14 protein-coding genes are annotated in these 19,944 nt (G+C 39.8%); 6 read left to right on the top strand and 8 right to left on the bottom strand.

What is annotated here, in order from left to right:
* Nucleotide 1: 1 nt before the first annotated feature.
* Nucleotides 2-1,177 carry a hypothetical protein gene (locus tag NIES592_RS18315; protein WP_073556509.1) on the bottom strand — a complete coding sequence of 392 codons (1,176 nt, stop codon included), beginning with the start codon at nt 1,175-1,177 and terminating at the stop codon, nt 2-4.
* A gap of 155 nt (nt 1,178-1,332) precedes the next feature.
* Between NIES592_RS18315 and fghA the strand changes: the two genes are divergently transcribed.
* On the top strand, nt 1,333-2,175 hold the full coding sequence (fghA, locus tag NIES592_RS18310; RefSeq protein ID WP_073556508.1) for an S-formylglutathione hydrolase: 843 nt from the start codon (nt 1,333-1,335) through the stop codon (nt 2,173-2,175).
* A gap of 39 nt (nt 2,176-2,214) precedes the next feature.
* On the opposite strand, the gene NIES592_RS18305 is transcribed toward fghA, so the two are convergent.
* A complete protein-coding gene (locus tag NIES592_RS18305; protein ID WP_073556507.1) occupies nt 2,215-2,739 on the bottom strand; it encodes a GNAT family N-acetyltransferase in 525 nt (174 codons plus the stop codon).
* 487 nt (nt 2,740-3,226) lie between these two features.
* Here NIES592_RS18305 and glgP point away from each other — a divergent pair, with 487 nt between their 5' ends.
* The 4 genes from glgP (at nt 3,227) to NIES592_RS18285 (ending at nt 7,708) form a co-directional block, all read left to right on the top strand.
* Nucleotides 3,227-5,440: an alpha-glucan family phosphorylase gene (glgP, locus tag NIES592_RS18300; RefSeq protein WP_073556506.1), complete on the top strand. Its 2,214-nt coding sequence runs from the start codon at nt 3,227-3,229 to the stop codon at nt 5,438-5,440.
* Between the two features lie 6 nt (nt 5,441-5,446).
* Complete coding sequence (locus NIES592_RS18295) at nt 5,447-5,860, top strand: GxxExxY protein (protein WP_062250276.1); 414 nt, start codon at nt 5,447-5,449, stop codon at nt 5,858-5,860.
* A 158-nt stretch (nt 5,861-6,018) separates the two neighbouring features.
* Nucleotides 6,019-6,813: a Tab2/Atab2 family RNA-binding protein gene (locus NIES592_RS18290; RefSeq protein ID WP_062250275.1), complete on the top strand. Its 795-nt coding sequence runs from the start codon at nt 6,019-6,021 to the stop codon at nt 6,811-6,813.
* 475 nt (nt 6,814-7,288) lie between these two features.
* Nucleotides 7,289-7,708 (top strand): hypothetical protein, encoded by a 420-nt coding sequence (locus NIES592_RS18285; protein WP_073556505.1) that lies wholly within the window; start codon nt 7,289-7,291, stop codon nt 7,706-7,708.
* Between the two features lie 145 nt (nt 7,709-7,853).
* Here the strand turns inward: NIES592_RS18285 and NIES592_RS18280 are convergent, their stop codons facing one another.
* Nucleotides 7,854-8,336, bottom strand: a complete 483-nt coding sequence (locus NIES592_RS18280) for an MgtC/SapB family protein (RefSeq protein WP_062250272.1) — start codon at nt 8,334-8,336, stop codon at nt 7,854-7,856.
* A gap of 538 nt (nt 8,337-8,874) precedes the next feature.
* Here NIES592_RS18280 and NIES592_RS18275 point away from each other — a divergent pair.
* Nucleotides 8,875-11,388, top strand: coding sequence for a putative PEP-binding protein (locus tag NIES592_RS18275; RefSeq protein ID WP_073556504.1), 2,514 nt, complete (start codon nt 8,875-8,877; stop codon nt 11,386-11,388).
* A 98-nt stretch (nt 11,389-11,486) separates the two neighbouring features.
* Here NIES592_RS18275 and NIES592_RS18270 read toward each other — a convergent pair whose 3' ends face one another.
* From NIES592_RS18270 to NIES592_RS18250, 5 genes are all read right to left on the bottom strand, one after another.
* Complete coding sequence (locus tag NIES592_RS18270; RefSeq protein WP_062250268.1) at nt 11,487-12,158, bottom strand: DUF1361 domain-containing protein; 672 nt, start codon at nt 12,156-12,158, stop codon at nt 11,487-11,489.
* A gap of 331 nt (nt 12,159-12,489) precedes the next feature.
* Complete coding sequence (locus NIES592_RS25350) at nt 12,490-13,599, bottom strand: hypothetical protein (protein ID WP_073556518.1); 1,110 nt, start codon at nt 13,597-13,599, stop codon at nt 12,490-12,492.
* Between the two features lie 135 nt (nt 13,600-13,734).
* Nucleotides 13,735-15,729 (bottom strand): iron uptake porin, encoded by a 1,995-nt coding sequence (locus NIES592_RS18260; protein WP_073556503.1) that lies wholly within the window; start codon nt 15,727-15,729, stop codon nt 13,735-13,737.
* A gap of 167 nt (nt 15,730-15,896) precedes the next feature.
* Nucleotides 15,897-18,212: an NACHT domain-containing protein gene (locus tag NIES592_RS18255; protein WP_073556502.1), complete on the bottom strand. Its 2,316-nt coding sequence runs from the start codon at nt 18,210-18,212 to the stop codon at nt 15,897-15,899.
* Nucleotides 18,213-18,719: 507 nt separating this feature from the next.
* The gene (locus tag NIES592_RS18250) at nt 18,720-19,913 is read right to left on the bottom strand and encodes an EAL domain-containing response regulator (RefSeq protein ID WP_073556501.1); all 1,194 of its coding nucleotides are present in this window, start codon (nt 19,911-19,913) and stop codon (nt 18,720-18,722) included.
* Nucleotides 19,914-19,944 lie beyond the last annotated feature (31 nt).

Raw genomic sequence — 19,944 nt, 5'->3', positions numbered from 1 at the left:
TTTAAGCAAGATTATGAATCTTTTGAATAATTCCACTTTCTACTTGATTAATTGCTGACATAATGCCATTTTCTGGATTATTTAGCAAAGATAATTTGACTTGCTGTAAATAATCATAAATGGCATCTCGCAAAATAGGTTTTTCCACAGCTACTGTATGGTGATAATCCCACAAATCCCAAATAATAATCCCAACACCCACAATTGGATCTAGTAATTCTGCACCTAATTTTGCAGCGACTGCACCACCAGTCTTAGCAGCCATTTTTGCACCTGCTTTGCCAGCAAAGGATGTCACTACTTTACTGCCCACTTTTGTCACGGTGGGGATCATTGCTTTCGTAAGCAAATAAGCGCTACCTCCAGTTAAAATCTTTAAAGATAAATTAGATATATTGCCCTCTGTATCATTAATAGTAATCGCAATATCGCCTAGATAACGCTCCCAATCTACTTGAGGAATCTTGTAACTACTTTGAATCTCAGCAATATTTTGACTCAACTGAGCAACATATAAATCTATAGTATCCTTGGTGATATTTTCCAATTCCAGTTGGGCAACTTTAGGTCTAAGAACGCGTTTAGCAAATTCTGTTTGAAAATTCTCTGTTAATTTCTCGGCAACTGCTTGTGCAGGAGAGGGATTATTGGCATTTGTCCAGTGGGCTACGGCTGAAGTTAACCATACAAAAGGAGTACTAAATTCCAGTTTTTTTTGATTGAAGTAATTAAAATACCAATCCAAAAAACTATCATCAACGCGAGTCATTAGCTCATCAACCCACGCATCTAATTTTACAGCAGCGAAACTCTGAGATTGAGAATGAGCGTTTGTAATGGCAGTTGCGATCGCACTTTCCATTCCTGTGGGTGGAGCTTTTTTCTCAACAATCACTATATTGTCTTTTGGAGGTTGAGAAATCACATGTTCTTGTGTCGATGAATCTGCTATTAAAAATTTACCTAGCAACGGAATCAACACAATCATGATCACAGCTACCCAAACATAAGGAGTCACAGATTTAATAAATTCACTCCAGGCTCGAATGCGATCGGTTTTATGGATGTAGGCAACTTTTTCCTTTGTTTCCTGAGGTTCTTGTTCAGTATCTTTTCCAGCTATTGATGAGTCTGAAACAGATTTGGACTTGAAAATATGTTGTTGTTCTTGGTTCATAGTATGTTTTTAACTAAATCTAAACAGCGCAGTATGGCGGAGATAAATATGCACTTGAAAAAGCATAAAAAGCAAAATAGCTTTTCTTTGCTTCTGCCTTCTGCCTTCTTATAGCTTCCTCCATCCGTAAGTTTAGCTAATTTAATCAATAAACTATGTCTGTCCAGCTTATTTCAGAATCAAAATGCTTTGATGGCAAACTTGGCTTTTATCACCATCATTCCTTTAGCTGCAATGGTGAAATGCGCTTTGCAGTTTACCAACCACCACAGGCAAGTTATGAACCAGTACCTGTTCTCTATTTCCTCTCTGGTTTGACTTGCACAGAAGAAAACTTTATGGCAAAGGCGGGGGCGCAGCGCTTTGCAGCAAAGTACGGCTTAATGTTAGTAGTACCAGATACTAGTCCGCGCAACACTGGAATTCCGGGAGAAGATGACGATTGGGACTTTGGCACGGGTGCAGGCTTCTATGTTGATGCTACAGTTGAACCTTGGGCATCGCATTATCGTATGTATAGTTATATTGTTGATGAGTTACCTGTTGTGATTGCCGAAAACTTTCTTGTTCTCACAGAAAGAAAAAGCATTTTTGGTCATTCTATGGGCGGACATGGGGCGTTGATTTGTGCAATGCGAAATCCTCAACAATATAGATCTGTGTCTGCTTTTGCACCAATTGCTGCACCGATGCGTTGTCCTTGGGGACAAAAAGCTTTCAGTCGCTATTTAGGTGAGGATCAAAAAACTTGGTGTGAATATGATGCTAGTGAGTTAGTCAAGCAAGTTGGATACCACAGTCAGATTCTCATAGATCAAGGCACTGCTGATAAATTTTTAGCTGAACAATTGCTTGTAGATACATTTGAACAAGCTTGTATAGAAGTAGATCAACCTTTGAATTTGCGTTATCAAGAAGGCTACGACCACAGTTATTACTTTATTGCCTCTTTTATTGAAGATCACATTCGTCATCATGCGATCGCGCTATTACAATAAAGCAGCAGGCAAAAGTCTTATCAGATAAGCTTTTGCCTTTTAAATCCCAAAGATCAGACGATAGATGAGTTCATCGGAAAATTTTCCTTTGACAAACTCCGCATTTTTGTTAATCTTGTGCAGAGCAAATCCAAGCTTTTCGATCACCCTACGGGAAGCATAATTTTGAGCGTTGACACAAGCGTAAAGTGCAGGAAATTCAAAGCGCTTTCGGGCTTCAATGATCGCTAAGGAGCAGTAAACAGAAGCATACCCCCGATTTTGGAAATCTGCAAAAGTCATGAAGCCGATTTCCGCGTATCCGTTATCGAAAATACCGATCTCGACAACTCCAACATATTGGTGATCTAGGAGTCTCGCCACCCACTTCAGCCAAATCATAGTGTCGTTATCTGGGGATTTTTCCAGGGCAGCGAACTTAAACTTTTGCTTAAGTTCTTCAAGAGCCGGGATTTTATCATCTAGGTATTCATATAATCTCGGGTCGCTTAGATAGAAGTAAAGTAAATCAGAGTGCTGTTCTGTTACCTTTTCTAAATGCAAGACCATCGAAACTTTATCCATGTTATTTTTCATCCTCCGGCTGTGGAGCTAAAGGGTTAAAGAAATTTATTTTTATTTAATAATTGCAGCGATATTTTTTAGGTTTTAATTTTCTGAGAGTTTTTATCCCTAAATGTTTGGAAAACTTGACTTTTAACTTCTCTAAATTAGAGGATATTTAAATAAAACTTAAAAATATCAAAAATAATTTAAAACACTGTCAATAAAATTGAAGTGTCACACCGTCCAAATCAGCAAAAAAAGCAGGATGATTTAATTGAAGTTAAAAAGTAAAAGCGAGACACTTGTATAAGGTTTTTTGTCGATAAACCACTGTAACGCAAGAGAGCAACCAGCAAAAAAGGCGACGGCAAAAGGTTCCGCAGTAATCAGTTAACAGTGATCAGTGATCAGGATTTCCTGTTAAAAGATTCTGGATGACTCATGGAAATAGTCGCCTTAGTTGTCCTAATAGACTAGTAAACTAACAAAACTAAACAAACCAATTATGACTAAAAACATTGCAATGACAGCAGCACTTCGCTTGAGTGAAAAATTGCCTTTGCCGCTACGACGCTTGGCAGATTTGGCTTATAACTATTGGTGGTCGTGGACTAGCGATCGCATCGCTTTATTTCAAACCATCGATCCCCAAGAATGGGAACGTTGCGGACACAACCCGGTCGCCATCTTAGAATCAGCAACCTATGAACGCCTCACCCAGCTTGCAGAAGACCCGTTTTACCTCAAGCAAATTTCTGCACTTGCCAAAGAATTCGACGAATACATGACCCAAAAAGATACTTGGGTAAGCCGAGTTGCACCACAAGTTTCCATCGCACATCCCATCGCTTACTTTTGCGCCGAATTTGGCATTCATGAATCCTTACCAATTTACTCTGGCGGTTTAGGTATTCTTGCAGGGGACCATCTCAAATCTTCATCAGACCTGGGCGTACCGATGGTTGGTGTTGGCTTGCTGTATCGTCAAGGTTACTTCCGCCAACGCCTAAACCGTAGCGGCTGGCAGGAAGATTATTACGTGGATAACCCCTTCCACCGTATGCCCATAGAATTAATCAAAAACGAACAAGGACAACCCCTCACCATCGAAATACAAATTCGCCAGCGCCGGGTAAAAGTACAAATTTGGCAAGTGCAAATCGGGCGAGTCATCCTTTATCTTTTAGATAGCGATCGCGAAGACAACGATCCCATTGACCGTTGGTTAACAGCGCACCTCTACGGCGGTAATCAAGAAACCCGTATAGCCCAAGAAGTAGTTCTAGGAATTGGTGGCGTCCGTGCCTTAACTGCTTTAGGAATCCAACCATCAGTCTACCACCTCAACGAAGGACACGCCGCCTTCTGCACCTTGGAAATTTCCCGCCAAGAAATAGAACGCACCAACAAATCCTTCTACGACATCGAAGCAGACGTACGCCAACGGTGTGTCTTCACCACCCATACACCAGTTCCCGCCGGTCATGACGTCTTCTCCCCAGATTTAATAGACTCCTTCTTTGCCCACTACTGGCCCCAACTACGCCTTTCCCGTGAACAATTCTTAGCATTGGGCGCACGCCGACTAGGTGATCCCTGGGAACCCTTTGGCATGACAGTTTTAGCATTGCGGATGTGTCGCACCTCCAACGGCGTCAGTGAGTTACACGGACGAGTTTCCCGCCAGATGTGGACAGTCATGTATCCCAATCGTTCTGAAGATAACGTCCCCATCGGTTACATTACCAACGGAGTCCATGCACCCACTTGGACTGCACCCCTAATAGCAGAATTGTACAGTCAGTATTTAGGAAGTGACTGGAAAACCCGGGCAGTTGATCCCAAAATGTGGCAGAAAGTAGACGACATCCCCAACCAAGAACTATGGTGGCGACACCAAATCCTCAAAGAAAGACTCATTGCTCACACCCGCCATAAAGTTAAGAAAGCGAGAGAAGCACGAGGCGAAGAATACGAAAGAATTCAAGCCACCGACACCCTCCTAGATCCCCAAGCACTCACCATTGGATTTGCCAGACGTTTTTCACCATACAAACGCGGTCATTTACTCTTGCGTGACACCGAACGCGCCTTAAGAATTTTTGGTAACACAGATCGCCCCGTACAAATTATCTTCGCTGGCAAAGCACACCCCGCCGATGAAGAAGGTAAGCGAATTATTCAACGCTTGATGGAGTGGTGCAAACATCCCGCCCTCACTAACCGCGTCGCCTTCATCGAAGACTATGACATCTACACCGCTCAAAAACTCGTCCAAGGCGTCGATGTCTGGTTAAACAACCCCCGCCGTCCCCTAGAAGCATCCGGTACAAGTGGGCAAAAAGTCTGCTTCAATGGTGGCATCAATTGCAGCGTCCTCGATGGCTGGTGGTGCGAAGGCTATCAAAGCGACGCCAACGGTAAAGGCATCAACGGTTGGGCGATTGGCGAAGATGCTCACACCAGCGATCAAGAACTACAAGACCGCATTGATTCTGAATCACTGTATCAATTGTTAGAAGAGGAAATCACTCCCCTCTACTACAACCAGGATGCTAACGGCATTCCCCACGGTTGGATACAAATGATGAAGGCTTCCATTAAAACCAATGCACCATTGTTTAACACTGATCGCATGATTGCTGACTACGTTTCCCAAGTGTACGTCCCAGAAATTGCTGTCACAGTACCGCCGATTCTAGCCAAAGTGTTGGTATAAGAATTAATGAACCACCAAGACTCCAAGACACCAAGAAAACCTATTTCCCAGGAATTAGATCAAGTGGCAACACAAGTTGTTGATGCAGCTTTTCAGGTGCATTCTACCCTTGGGCCTGGTTTGCTAGAAAGTGTCTATGAACTGTGCTTGGAACATGAATTGACCAAGAGGCGATTGAGTGTTGAAAAGCAGGTTCCACTACCAGTACTTTATGACAACCTCTATATAGAGGCTGGTTTTAAAGTTGATTTGCTTGTTGATAGATGTTTGATAGTTGAACTAAAAGCTGTAGAAACATTGTTACCAGTGCATACGGCTCAATTATTAACTTATCTGAAACTTTCAAAATGCCGTCTGGGTCTGCTAATTAACTTTAATGTCCCTCTAATCAAAGATGGCATTAAACGCCTAGTGTTATGAGAATGAACCACTAAGGCTCTAAGGCACTAAGAAATCTTTGTGTCTTTGTGTCTTTGTGGTTCGGTTGTTTAATATGAATGAACCACTAAGGCTCTAAGGCACTAAGAAATCTTTGTGTCTTTGTGTCTTTGTGGTTCGGTTGTTTAATATGGTAAATTATGGTCACTTGGCAAGCTGATTTTTATCATCATCGGCGACAACAGGCAGCAGGACAAGTTTTATGGGAGTTGCTGATTTGCGATCGCAATCGCAGTTTTCAGTTTGAAACAAGCTGTCCCCAGTCGGAGGTAAATTCTAATTGGGTTGCTGTTCAGTTGCAACTGGCTGGTGGTGGAAATTTACCAGATGTAATTCAGGTGTTTCGCCCTCAATGTTTGGGTTTAATTGAGCAAGCAGGACGCAGTTTGGGTATCAATGTTGAACCTACACGGCGCACTTTTGCCCTTAAGCAGTGGTTACAGGAAAAGCAATATCCGACAGTGGTAGATAAACCACCTCCCGCACCACTACCGGAGAATCTCTGGGGGGAGGAGTGGCGGTTTGCGACTTTGTCAGCTGGTAAGGTGGTGGAGGTTTTTACAGAACAGCCTATTCCGATTTTGGTGATGCCGGAGTTTCTTCAACCTATCAATTTGGGTTTGGCGTCAACGGTGTCGGTTCCCGGTGTGATAATTTATGGGGGACGGCAATCAATGCGTCTGGCACGGTGGTTACAGGAGGCACGTCCTGCGGCGTTAAATTATGTTGCAGGTGCGCCGGATGGATTGGTATTGGAAGCTGGTTTGGTAGATAGATGGATTTTGGTGACGTTTACAGATCCAGAGGTGGTAGCCGCAGGTAGGGTTTACGAACAGCGCAAGCAGGAAAGTCGTGGATTACACTTTTTACTAGTGCAGCCTGATGATTCAGGGATGACTTTTAGTGGGTTTTGGTTATTGGGTGCTGAAGATTAAGGAGTGGTTATTTATCTTTTTCTTAAGAAATGCCACGAAGTTTATTATGTAATTTCCCGGTTGTAGAATTGAAATTTGTGTTTTAAAAAGTAATATAGGGCTTTTAAGTTGTTATCTAGCAGGAAGTTTTTGAAATAAAAAATTGAGTTATCAGTAGTTGGAAGTTGCTTACAATGAAACGCAGAAAGTTATTTATATTGTGTCTACTGAAACCTAATGTTATGCCTCGGTATCGGTAATGGGTTAAAACACTCTTCTCTAGCAATTACCAACGATAAAACACGATATTGTAAGCAATTAACTGGGATTGCCGTTGTTTGTTTTTCTTTATTTTCAAGTTAGTTATGCCTGAATCGCCGCCACTGTAGATAAAATTCTACGGGTGGCTGTCCGTAGTGAGAGAATGAAAATTCCTCTTTCCTAATCTCTAGATCCTCTTTTCAAGACAGCTGCCTTAATTAGGAATAATTCTAAGATGTTAAAGTATAGTATTGTATTAGATGAAAATGAAATTACACTATTAGCTGCTTCATTGCGAGAAATTCAGCAAAATATTCTCAAACAAGATCCCCAAACAGGTAAAACAAGAATTTGGTTCCAAGGAGAAGAAGCTTATTTTGATGTCTTTTTTGAACTCCAGGATCATGAAATAACATGGTTTCAATTCACTTTAAGGGGAAAATCACTATCTTGGGACAGTAAAAATCCTGGATGGCAAACAGGTACTACTAATGAATTAAAAGTTGGCGATGTCAGCTTTTACGCTGCTAGTAAAACTATTGAAAATGATATAGAAATTGATTGGGAATTTGTGAATTTAGTTAAGTCTATTATTCAAACTAGAGATAAGGAAGAAATTTTTCAAAAGGTTTTATTACTTTTCAATTATTATTAAATTTGGAATAAATATATCTAATAATATCAAAATTCAAGTAATATTACCCATCACCCATTACCCTTCGGGTTCGCTACTTTGCCATCTCGGCATAAGCCAAGACGGCAAGTAGTCTCACCAATTACCAATTACCCATTACCTATTGCTATATCCGTCTTTCATATTCTTTAACAACATAAAGAATTAAAAAAGACACAAGAATACTTAGTAGTCCTAGTTGCCACAAACCACATCCAGCTGTAATCCCTAAGCCTGCGGAAGTCCAAATAGCAGCTGCTGAAGTGAGTCCACGAACTTCTACTCTTGGAGATTCTTCGTCTGAGGTTTCTCGCAAGATTTCTCCAGCACCTAGAAATCCTACACCTGTTGCCACACCCTGAATGACGCGACTGAGTCCATTGTAATCTCCTGGTTCTATGTCTGTTTGTAAAATAACGATGACAAAAATTGCAGAAGCAACACTCACTAACATATGAGTTCTTAAGCCAGCAGGTTTGCGTCTGCGCTCACGTTCTAAGCCGATTATCCCACCCAAAAATACTGCTAGGCAAAGTCTAAAGGCTATGTTAGGCCAATCATCAGGTGCCAAGAAGAATGTATTCGGTGATACCATTAATTGTAGTGCCATGTGCTACATATGTTGTCATGATCTCAAAAAGCGATCGCCCAGTACTCGGCTACAGTTGCGTGCTGTCTTCTGATACTGTCCCCTCTCTTGTGATTACGGTGTTGTGATAAGATTTTTGGTATACATTTTTGTTTATAAAATGCCCAGAAGCTAACAGCACCAAAAAGTCAACCTCAAAGATAAGCTATCTACTTGCTTGTTGTTCAGTTTACATAATATGTTGACTAGGAACATGTGAAAGCTGCGGCAAATTCAGGAGATAATAACGCAAGTTATATAAATTTAATCTTTAGCATCTTTAAGTATAAACTCAACCGCAACACCGCAAGCTAGAAACCCTGTTAACAAGCTGTGTCCATTTACTCAGCTTAAGATAGATTTCTAGAAAATTTAGCGCTAGTCTTAGTGGTACGTAGACGCTGAAATTTAGTTTAGTGGGATTTTGTTCTTTGTTGATTGTTGGTAGCTCCAACAAAAACCGCTAGTACGTCTATGGAACCAACAAATAACAACCAATACCTGACAACTGACTAATTGAGTGGATAAACTCTACTGGCTTGAGCAAATTAAACTGCTAGATCGCGCCGAAGTTGGTGATAAGGCTTTCTATTTAAGCAGAATCATGCAGCGTGGTTATCCGGTGCTGTCTGGTTTTGTCATCCCAGCATCAGTTTTGCGAGAATTTCTCGAAAATCTCAACAGTTCAGAAGCATTAATTGCTGACTTACCGAATTCTTCACTGCATTTGGATGTTGGGAATTGGCGTCAGCTTCAGCAGGTAGCTGAACGATTGCGTCAAGAAATTATTAGCGCGACTGTACAATCTCAATTATTAAGTACTATCTCACAAGCAACTCAAAAATGGGAAACTCAATGTCTGATTTTCCGCCCAAGTTTAACACTTCCGACAGGTAAGCAGGGAATTGCGAGTATCTCTGGTTTGTTAGAATCACAAGTCTGTCACTGTGAACCAGAAGCGATCGCTCTAGCACTCAAGCGGACTTGGGGTCAATTGTTTCGCGCTAGGAGTCTTTTATATTGGCAACAGGCAGGAATTGATCTCCAACAAGTTAATTTAGCAGTTTTGGTGCAACCAATCCACAATGCAATTGCCAGTGGTTTGGTGAGTACTAACTCTTCTCATTGGGAAATTCAAGCCACTTGGGGATTGGGAATTGCGATCGCTCACGGTGAAGTTTTACCAGATGTCTACTACATCCAACCAGAAACTGGTGTTGTTCAAGAACAGCAGTTAGGGTATAAACCACTCGCTTATTGTATTAACAATGGAAGTTGTGGGGTTGATTTGCAATCCACTTCAATATCATTGCCAAAACTAGATGACTCTAGTTTGCAAGTATATCTGCTCAATGAAGCCCAACAACAAGCATATGCTTTGTCAGAAGAATATTTGCAACAGTTGATCAGGCTGACAAATCGACTTGTGAGAGAACTAGGTACAAACCTCACCCTAGAGTGGACTATTTCTCAACAAACTCCATCGGGAATACTTTATATAACGCAAATTAATACACCCCTATCTGGAGTTTACAATACTCACTTAATTAAAGGACTAGGGGCAGCAACAGGGCGTGTAACAGCAGCTGCTCATGTTATTCATTCTTCCCAAAGACCAGAACAACTGCCCAAAGGAATAATTTTAGTTGCACCAGCCATCACGCCTCATTGGCTACCAATATTGCAACAAGTAGCAGGTATTATCACGGAACAGGGAGGTCTAACCAGTCACGCAGCGATTCTGGCTAGGGAATTAGGTATCCCAGCAGTAGTAAACGTGGCAAATGCTACGACTGTAATTCCTAATGGTGAGCGATTACTAATAGACGGTGATCAAGGAGAAATTTATCGCCTTGGTACAGAGGCTCAAGAAGAGGACACTGGGACAAGACAATCAGATCAATTATTGTCTTTTCTCTCCTTTCCCCATCACACACCACTTTTAAACCAGTCTGCACCTCTACAGGAAGCAGCCAAGCGTTTACACAAGAGAAATTACTTACATCCAGGTGTTTCGCCACTTTTAAAAAGTGATAGTGAATCCTCCGCAACTTTTGGCACAAATTTTCAGCATACTCCAACACAAAAACAAGACTCTACCTCGTCCAAGATTAACTCCTCAACCCAGGAATCCATGATTGCTACTCGGCTGCTAGTGAACTTAAGCCAGCCTAGCTTGATTGAGCAAGTGCTTTCTTTGCCCATTGATGGAGTAGGATTATTGCGCTCAGAACTGATGGTACTCAATATACTGGAGGGACAACACCCCCTACAGTGGTTCGACAATGGGCGTCAGGATGTATTGCTAGAGCGATGGTACGAACAAATTATGCAATTTGCCCAAGCTTTTGCACCAAAACCTATTTTCTATCGCTCATTGGACTGGCGATCGCGTGAATTACAATCTTTTAGCCACAATTTACAACCTTCACCCCATTCCATGCTGGGAGAACGCGGTACATTCAGCTATTTGCTCAATCCTACCGTTTTTGAGTTAGAGTTAACTGCTTTGGCAAATGTACAGCAAGCCGGCTATACCAATATCAATTTACTCTTACCTTTTGTACGTACAGTAGAGGAATTTTACTTTTGCCGTCAAAAAGTACAGAAAGCAAGGTTAACTCAGATACCCCATTTTCAACTATGGATTATGGCAGAAGTACCAAGTGTGTTATTTCTGCTACCAGAATATGTCAAAGCTGGTGTGCAAGGAATTTCAATTGGAACCAATGACCTCACTCAATTAATATTGGGAGTAGATAGAGAGCAGGGACAGTTCGCAAAAGCATTTGACGAACGTCATCCAGCAGTTATGAACGCTGTCGCTCAGCTTATTCGCACAGCCAGGGAAGCAGGAATACCTTGCTCTATTTGTGGTCAAGCACCAGCGCTGTATCCCGAAATTATAGAGCATTTGATCAAATGGGGTATTTCCTCCATCTCCGTAGAACCAGAAGCAGTATCGAGGACATATCAAGCAATCGCTCGTGCTGAGCAACGCCTAATTTTAGAAGCCGCACGACGACAAATGTAATAGTTAGTAGTTAGTTGTTGGTTTATTTTTTATCAATATCTACTAACCACTAACCTATATAAAAAAGTGTCTCAATCCAAAATCCAAAATTGATTTAGTTAACCAGCATTATGGCTATTAGTATTCATGCTTGTTGGCTGAATAACTATACTTTTATTCTTTTGACTCACAAAACCTAAAGTTACTCGTTTCATTAGCCAGTGTAAGCCAACAAGTATAGCAAAAGTTATTGCAATGATTACCAAAGGCTGCTTACCCAAAATTTCTTCTACACCTCTAGTCAACAAAGCATCCGGTTGAGTTACAAAATCCCAACTATTAAAACGCAAGAATCGACCCCAGTAAATACCAATAGCACACAAGGCATGAGTTGTCATTTCCATCCAGATAATCCATTGACTCTTGCCAATGCGGTGCAGATAGTATCCCACGTTTATTAGAGATATAACATAGGCTTCAAAACCAGCCATGATCACTAAGAAATATACAGGAATTAGCACCAAAGTAATCATCCACACAGATTGAATTGTGCGGATATCCTCAATGAGGTGAATGACATCAGTTAATAGATAGGGTGCATTTGGTAAAAAAGCGTAGAAGACCAAAAATCCTAGCCACCAAACCCAAGAACGCCCACGTTTGAAGCGAAACAGCCAAACACTCAAAGCTAAAGGTATAAATGCCAAAAATAAATTCCAGGTCATCCAACGCATGTTGATTTGTAAGACCTGTACAACTCTAGCCATCAATTCAATCAGTTCCGCTTTCATCGCTGCTTCCTTAGAAGTGTGTGTGAGTGATTACGTATTTTCTAGATGTGAACTTAGTTATTTGATTCCTCAAACAAAGAAAATCTGACTGTGATTGTTGCTTGACCCTAGCAAATCGGTTTCATGGAACTTGAGAAAATAAGTTTGTGTACATAGAAACTGACTCTGCGTTGGTATTGCTGGGAAAACAGGTGTATTAATCTCCTAGTATAGCCAGAACAAAAAAATAGGCTACTACCGCAGAACAGAATTGTCATTATGGGATTTTGTTCCGTTTCTGACTATATTTATAGATTTCACTTTGGCTGGGTTGTTTTCCAGAAAGGAATTATTAGCGTAGCAGTACTCGACTGCGGGGACCGATCGCTTTTTTGGGTGTCAATGTTACTTTTGTCCGACAGTTCTCAGAATTTTGCACACACATGGACGCGGAATTGAAAACTGGTGAATTGACTGCAATGGAATTACCGCTACTAAATTCTATGTCAGGCGTGGGAGTGGGGGAGGTGGTGGTGGTGGTGGGGAGATGGGGTGATGGGGAGGTGGTGGTGGTGATGGGGAGATGGGGTGATGGGGAGGTGGTGATGGGGAGACTGGGTGATGGAGGGGAAATTGGGGGAGCTGGAGGAGTGGGGGAGGTGGGGGAAGTTGGGGAAGTGGGAGGTGTGCTACTACCGCCGCCTGTGGTGGGTGGGGTGACGAGTTTTGCATCCGCAGGTACATTAATCGTCAATCTTACCAACGGGCTGTTGGTCATTTTATAGGATGTTACCGTTGGTTTTCCTGGAATATCTGATTTGAAATCAAAGACTGTAGGACTTTCGCCACCGTTGCGATCGCTATATCTTGGACCTTGTCCACTGACTTGAAAAGTACCTTCATATTGCTGTCCTGTTTTTGGATCGGTAACGATACCCGTGTAAAAAGCTTTTGTGAGTCCAAATTCGTCTTGAACTACGCCCTGATATTTAGTTCCTGGTAATTTTCCTTGATAAGTATAGGGCGTCAATTCACCACCAGATAACACTGGGGAATTGAGGATACCGTCGAATGCAACAACCGGAATTCCTTTAAAGTCTACAAAGTAATGTAAACTTCCATCAGTGCGTGTTTGTACCTTGACATAATCTGACTTGTAGACAGGAACGTAATTGGGATTACTGTTGGAACCTATATTTCGGTTGTAAGTCCCTGTTGAGTCGGTATCTACACGAGTAACACGGTTATTGAAATTGGGATTAAAGCTAGGAAGTTGGATAGTACCTGAAATAGTCCCAGTACTTTGAATTTGAAAGGGCGTAATTTCAGCAGAGGCGCTGGCTGTTCCTAAACCAATTAAAAATGCGGCTAAGCCACTGCTGCTAAGAATCCCACAACCTAATTTACAGTAATTCTGAATAGGGTCTTTTTGTGTTTCAAAACCTGATAATTTTACTTGCATATGAAATTGCCTTTGAACAAAAACAGTCAAAAAAATTACCGTAGTTTTCCTGTGGCTATTACCAAAAAGCTTAATTAGTCTAGCCATTTTACGTAATTAGCTAGAAAATATAGTTATATTTACACCAGTAAAAAATTAAAACCGGAAAGTGGCTCTCAAAGCCCCTACTATCAAGGGGTCATTTGCAGCATTATGATCAGGATTGAAAATGATGAATACACCCGGAGTCAGAACTATATTATTATTCAACTGGGCGCGATAAAAAATTTCTGCGTGCACAGATGTATCCTCACGTCCACCAGCTGTCCCTCCATCAGAAAAGTTGGGAAAGTTATAGCCTTCTGGTAAAGTACTAGAAGTGATTTTAGGGGGTTGTCCAAATAAAATTCCTCCCAAGTTGCCAGGACAACCCAAGTTAGGAAAAGCTGCAAACACAGCCCAATTTGTAGTTTCCACACTACCAGAAAGATTCACTGGATCTGAGTGAGTCCAGCCACCCCAAGCCCCTAATTGCAAGTTGGGGTTGATCCGCCATGTAGCAGTAGCACCAACAGCGTGAGTATTAAAGGCTGTAGACGGTGCGAAAGGGGAAATGAGTTGAGCATCACCAATACCATTTCCTAGCAAGCCATCGGGAGAATGGGAGAAAAGATAATGTATGCCCACATCAATATTATCGGTAGGTGCTAATGTTAATTGCGCGCCTGTGGTATATCTGCCCCCAAATATGCCCCCCAAGTTTGTATCATTGGGAAAACTAGGAATTTCGGCACTATAGATACCTTGTAAGCTGATGCGATCGCTAATCTGCCAATCAAACCCAACACCACCGGTACTATTGCCAATTGCCAAAATTGGGTTACGCTGAGCAAATAAAGAAATTGCTCCTTCACCAGCACCCTCTAGGGGATTAATACCGCGAAAGGTGTTCACAGGATTCACCCCTGCTGTCCCTACAACAAATCCGATCTGATCAGAAACGGGAAATCGATAAGATAACTCATTGATGACTAGATCATTACTGTTTGTGTCGGCTTCAAAACCCAACCGTCCCATATTGGTATAAACATACGGCGCAGAAGAATTCAAATTGCCAGAAGCTAAGCTAGTTAACAGTAAATCTTTTCCTGAAAAAGAAGTAGCTAGGGTGAATTGCGCGCTATTGGCAAAATTCAAATTTGTTTCGGCTGTGCGTTCTGGTTTTCTGTCTCTGGGAAACAAATCTACATCCGTCTCATTGGTTCCCTGTAAGCTAAAAATTGCTTGACCAACTAGTTTGGTTGTTGGAGAAAATTGATTTGTTTGTAATTCTTCAGTTTGGGCTTCTAAATTTGCGACACGCTCCTGTAATTCCTGTAATTGTGTTTGAAATTCTGTTTCCAATCTTTGCAATAAAATTAAATCTTCTTCCGTAACAGTATTATTTGTATTATTAGCAATTAATTCGTTGATTTTTTCTAGACAAGCTGCTAAACCAGCCGCAAATTCATAACGATTAATAACACGGTTGCCTAAAAAAGTACTATTGGGGTATCCAGCAATGCAGCCATACCGTTCTACTAGAGATTGTAAAGCACCAAAAGCCCAGTCTTGTGGTTGCACATCATCAAGTTGTGACACTGATGTCACTTTAGACATTTGATTATTTGAGTCTGAGGAAATGTTTTCTTCTGTAATTTTGACAACTTGTTGATTTATCTGACTTTTGACGTCATGTGGAGAAATCCCAGCCCCCAGGGAAGGGGAAATTTTTAAATCCTCTCTGCTTGTAGCAGAGGGGTTTTCCAGATGCTGTGAAAAGTCAGGTTGATTCATAGGTTTTTGTTGCTTCTCTCCCTCTGGCTGTGCTGCAATCACAGAGGAATTATGAGATTTTATTTTAGATCTATTTAAAAGTATTTTTTTATACTTATTTTTTGTAAATTCATCAGGAATATTGTTTATATTTTGCTCCTGCAAAATGAATTCGGGAGGCGTGATTTCTGCTACTGGAACAATTGAATTAGTCTGAGTTGCATTTATCTCTGGCAATCGATTCTCTGGCTTTTGTTTCAATTGTTCTGGCAATGTTGCTGGAGGTGTCTGTCCTGTTGCTAGCACCCCTACTACCAGCAAACCGATGTTGCTCATTGTATTACTCTTTACTAGTACCAATATTACTTTTGACAAGCAAATTTGCTTTGGTACAGGAAAATTTTTGACAACAAGTTATAAAAGTTACTAATATTGGCAAATATACTGAGAAGATTTATTGTTTACCACTAAGTCTACAGTCGAACGAAGCACCAACAAACGCCTCACAATGAATGATGCCTATCAATTAAAAACAATTTTTTTTCTATTGATTTGATTGTCGCCAAACTAACATTACCAGCATTATTGAGACAATCTATTAAAACTTTGTTCGCGTTCCAATACTGCTGTAATATTTGCAATTCATTTTCATCAAACTGCCAATCATGTCCTATTTGGCGATCGCTAATAATTAAATTGCGTAGTTTACTAGTCCATGTTTCTCCATTTTTTTCCCACCAACTTTTTAAAGCATGTCTACTTTGTTCAGGTGTCGGAAGTTCATCGTGTAGATTTTGTAGTGATTGTTGGAGAACTGGACGATCTTGTAGTAGATGTTGTAAATCAAGAGCAAGTGCGATCGCAGATAAGCGTTGATAGAAAATATTAGTATTCATCCTCAAACTGATAGCTAGAGCATGGATTAATGCCAAGTCTAAAGCTAAATCAATAGCTAAATTTCCTGATAATCTACTATCTAGAGATAAAGCTAAGTTTTGATTGTAAGCAAGAGGATAATCTGGCGGGAGAGCAAGGGTAAAATAAAAAGCGCGCACACTAGCTGGGTAATAAGATGCATTAATTATTGAAGTTTTTTCATTTAACCATTTCACAAACTTCTGCAATTTTTGATTTGAAATCACTAAATTATCAACTTCTTGTTTCATTAATAACAATAATTCATCTCCAGGCTGCATCATTCCCGCAGCTAACAAAAAAACTTCTCGCCAACGTTTTTCTCCTATATGAGTAACAAAATTTTGCAGAGTTTGATAATTTCCAGCAGCAACAATTTCTCTGGCAGTTAGATATTCTTGAAATGTTAAATGCGAAAAAGAATAAATACCTCGTCCTTGTTCTAGCAATAAACCGTGTTGTGCCTCAATAGCTTTTAATGCAGCAGCACTATCAAGTTGTAAAGCTTCTGGATCTGTGGATGCATGGGGAAGTTGACGCAGATAGTCGGCTATGAGAGGTTGGATTTTAGTTGCTGGAAAAAAGTAATCTCCTTCAGTAAATGTAGTAGCTGCTAAACGACAAAGTAACTTAATTTTATCTAACAACGATAGATTGCGATAAAATTCATCTCTTTTGATTCTTCTGGCTTCATCCCAACGAACTAACAATAATTCTAATGCTTGCTTGTAAAGTTCTGAGCGTAAGGCAGGGAAATCACCTAAAAATTGAAAAACCAAGCAAGTAAGATTTAGTAAAATTGGTGTTGTTGCTAATTCTAATATTTGTTGGTTTTCTGGCAATTCTAATTTTTTTATAAACTCAGAAGCCTTAGCTTTTCCTTCCCATAGAGAGTTTTTAGCTACCGCTACAAACCATTTATCTGCAAATGTTATGATTTGCGATTTACTAAAATCAGCTATTTCAATTTCAGTAAAACCATTAAACTGATATCGCTGGGCAGCGAGGCGACAAGTAATAATTACTGTATTTTTGTAAAATCTTTCAGCAAAATGATGAATTTCTCTAATAATTATATCGCTTTCTTCTTCATTTAATTCATCTAGGCTGTCTAGTAATATTAATGCTTTTCCTTGAGCAAATATGGTCAAAATTTCTGAGATGGAAATACCCTGTTCACTAAATTCCTCATAAATATATTGCAATAAACTAATTGGATGATTATCGCTAGTATTTTCAGCTAAGCTTTTGAGTCTGATAAAAATGGGTAGACAATCTGATTTAAACTTTCCCTGATTACAACGAACTGCAAGCGATTGTAAAAAGGTGGTTTTACCAGAACCGGTTTTGCCAAACACCATCAATTTAGAGTATTTGGCAACTGCTTCTAAACCAGCAATTCTTTGTTTATTAAACTTATCTAAATTAAAACGATCAAAATTATTAGAATCTAGCCTTTGTAAGTCAGTAATTTCCAGCCACCTTTTGCTGGTGATTTCCTCAAATATATTGACTTCTACATAAAGATCATCTAAAACAATAGGTCGAGCAATATCCAAAAGATGTAGAGTTCCACACTGGGCTTGAATTTTTTCGTAGTTAGCAAAGCGTGCTTTTTGCACTAAAGCTTCAATATCTGAAGTATTTCCTGAGATTGTTTCCAAAGACAATGATTCATCAGGGGGCTGTTGAGCAATTTCTTCTGGATTTAATCCCAATACCAAGCAAATTTCATGAAAAACTTGACGATCAATAGCTTTGCCAGTAAAAAATTTCCAAATTGGCTGACGAGTTTCTAAACCTACTTCACCAGCTAAATATTCCTGAGTCCAGCCTTTACGTCGAAAAGCCTCTTTAGCTTTTCTTATCCCCTCAGCTGATGCTTGCAGCGATCGCTTTGCCATTGTTTTACTATATCAACTTACTATTTGTAGTATTAATGTGTTTATTTATACAAAAAATTTAAGTAAATATATTAAAGTACACATTTTGTGTAAATCATCTATGAATCAATTTCTAAATCTATTTTACACAAATAACCAGCAAACAGCTTGATTGTTTATAATGTATCAAATAATTCTTATAATTCTTTACAATTTTGCATACAAATCATACAACAAGTACATAAATTAAACTCAAAAATCAACATGATCTCAAACGTTGATTGTTGATAATGAAATTAAGTCAGCCAAATGAACATACCCACGAAGCTTATAGCATTGTCAAATTAGGCAAACTGAGGAGCAATGCTGTAAGCTTTTACTTGTTACTAAGGGTAAATCGGTGTAAAAGCAATACTTCATGAGTCATTGGTTATTAGTCAATAGTCATTGATAAATAGTTACTGGTTGTTACAAATGACAAAAGACAAAGGACAAGTCACAACCCTAACTAGTTTGCTTGATTTCAGCTCACCTACTTAAAAACTTTTGAAATTCCGCTGCTGTAACAGGACGGCTAAAGAGAAAACCTTGCATGGCATCACAGTTATGTTGTCGTAAAAACTCCAGATCTAACTCAGTTTCTACACCTTCAGCAATGACCTGAAGATTCAGATTATGACCCATTTGAATCAATGCTGTTGTAATAGCTGCTTTTTGTGGATCGTTGGCAACATTGTGAATAAAGTAACGATCAATTTTTAACTTATTTATAGGTAATTTTTTGAGATACATTAATGAAGAGTAACCTGTACCAAAATCATCAACAGCTATTTTGATGCCTAAGGAACGCAATTCATTCATTGTAGCGATCGCGGCATTAATATCTTGCATAATCAAGCTTTCTGTAAGCTCTAATTCTAGGTAATGTGGTTCCAAATTATTAGCGGTTAAAAAATGAACAATTTTTTTAATCAAATCTGGTTGAGTAAATTGGCGGGCTGAAAAATTAACAGCTATACACAAGGGAGAGTAACCTACATTTTGCCAAGCTTGATTTTGTTGGCAAACACTTTCTAAAACCCATTCACCAATAGGAATAATTAACCCTGTAGATTCTGCTAAGGGAACCAATTCAGAAGCCGCAACTATTCCCAATTCTGGACTTTGCCATCTAAGTAAAGCTTCTGCGGCAATGATTTTTCCAGAATGAATATCTACTTGTGGTTGATACTCAACAAAAAATTGTCGAAAATGTCCTTGCTCAATCGCTCCGTGTAAAATGTTTTTGACAACCAGCATTTCTGAATTAAAAGCTTTGAGTTGTGGACTAGTAGAAAAATATTGTTTTAATGTAGCTTGTTTTTGTAAACGCCCATCAATTGCACTCAGTAATTCAGCACGAGTAAATGGTTTCGTGAGATAGTCATCTGCACCCAATTCCATGCCTTGACGAAAGTCAGCTTTAGTTGCTTTTGCAGTCAGAAAAATAAACGGAATTGTTGCTGTTAGCGGTTCTTGACGTAAAGTGGTTAATACACCATAACCATCAAGTTCTGGCATCATCAAATCGCACAAAATCAGATCAGGAACTTCTGTTAAAGCTAAATTTATTCCTAGTTTACCGTTAGCAGCATCAATAGTTTCAAAATCTTCTGCTTCCAGTAATTCAACAAGGTTTTCACGAACTGAATTTTCATCTTCAATTACTAAGATTTTAGTCATATTTTTATTAGTTTATTGTTAGTATTTAGTG

This window comes from Fischerella major NIES-592, assembly GCF_001904645.1.
Classification (GTDB): domain Bacteria; phylum Cyanobacteriota; class Cyanobacteriia; order Cyanobacteriales; family Nostocaceae; genus Fischerella; species Fischerella thermalis.
Note: the sequence above shows the minus strand (reverse complement) of the source record. Positions and strands in the feature narration are given on the sequence as shown.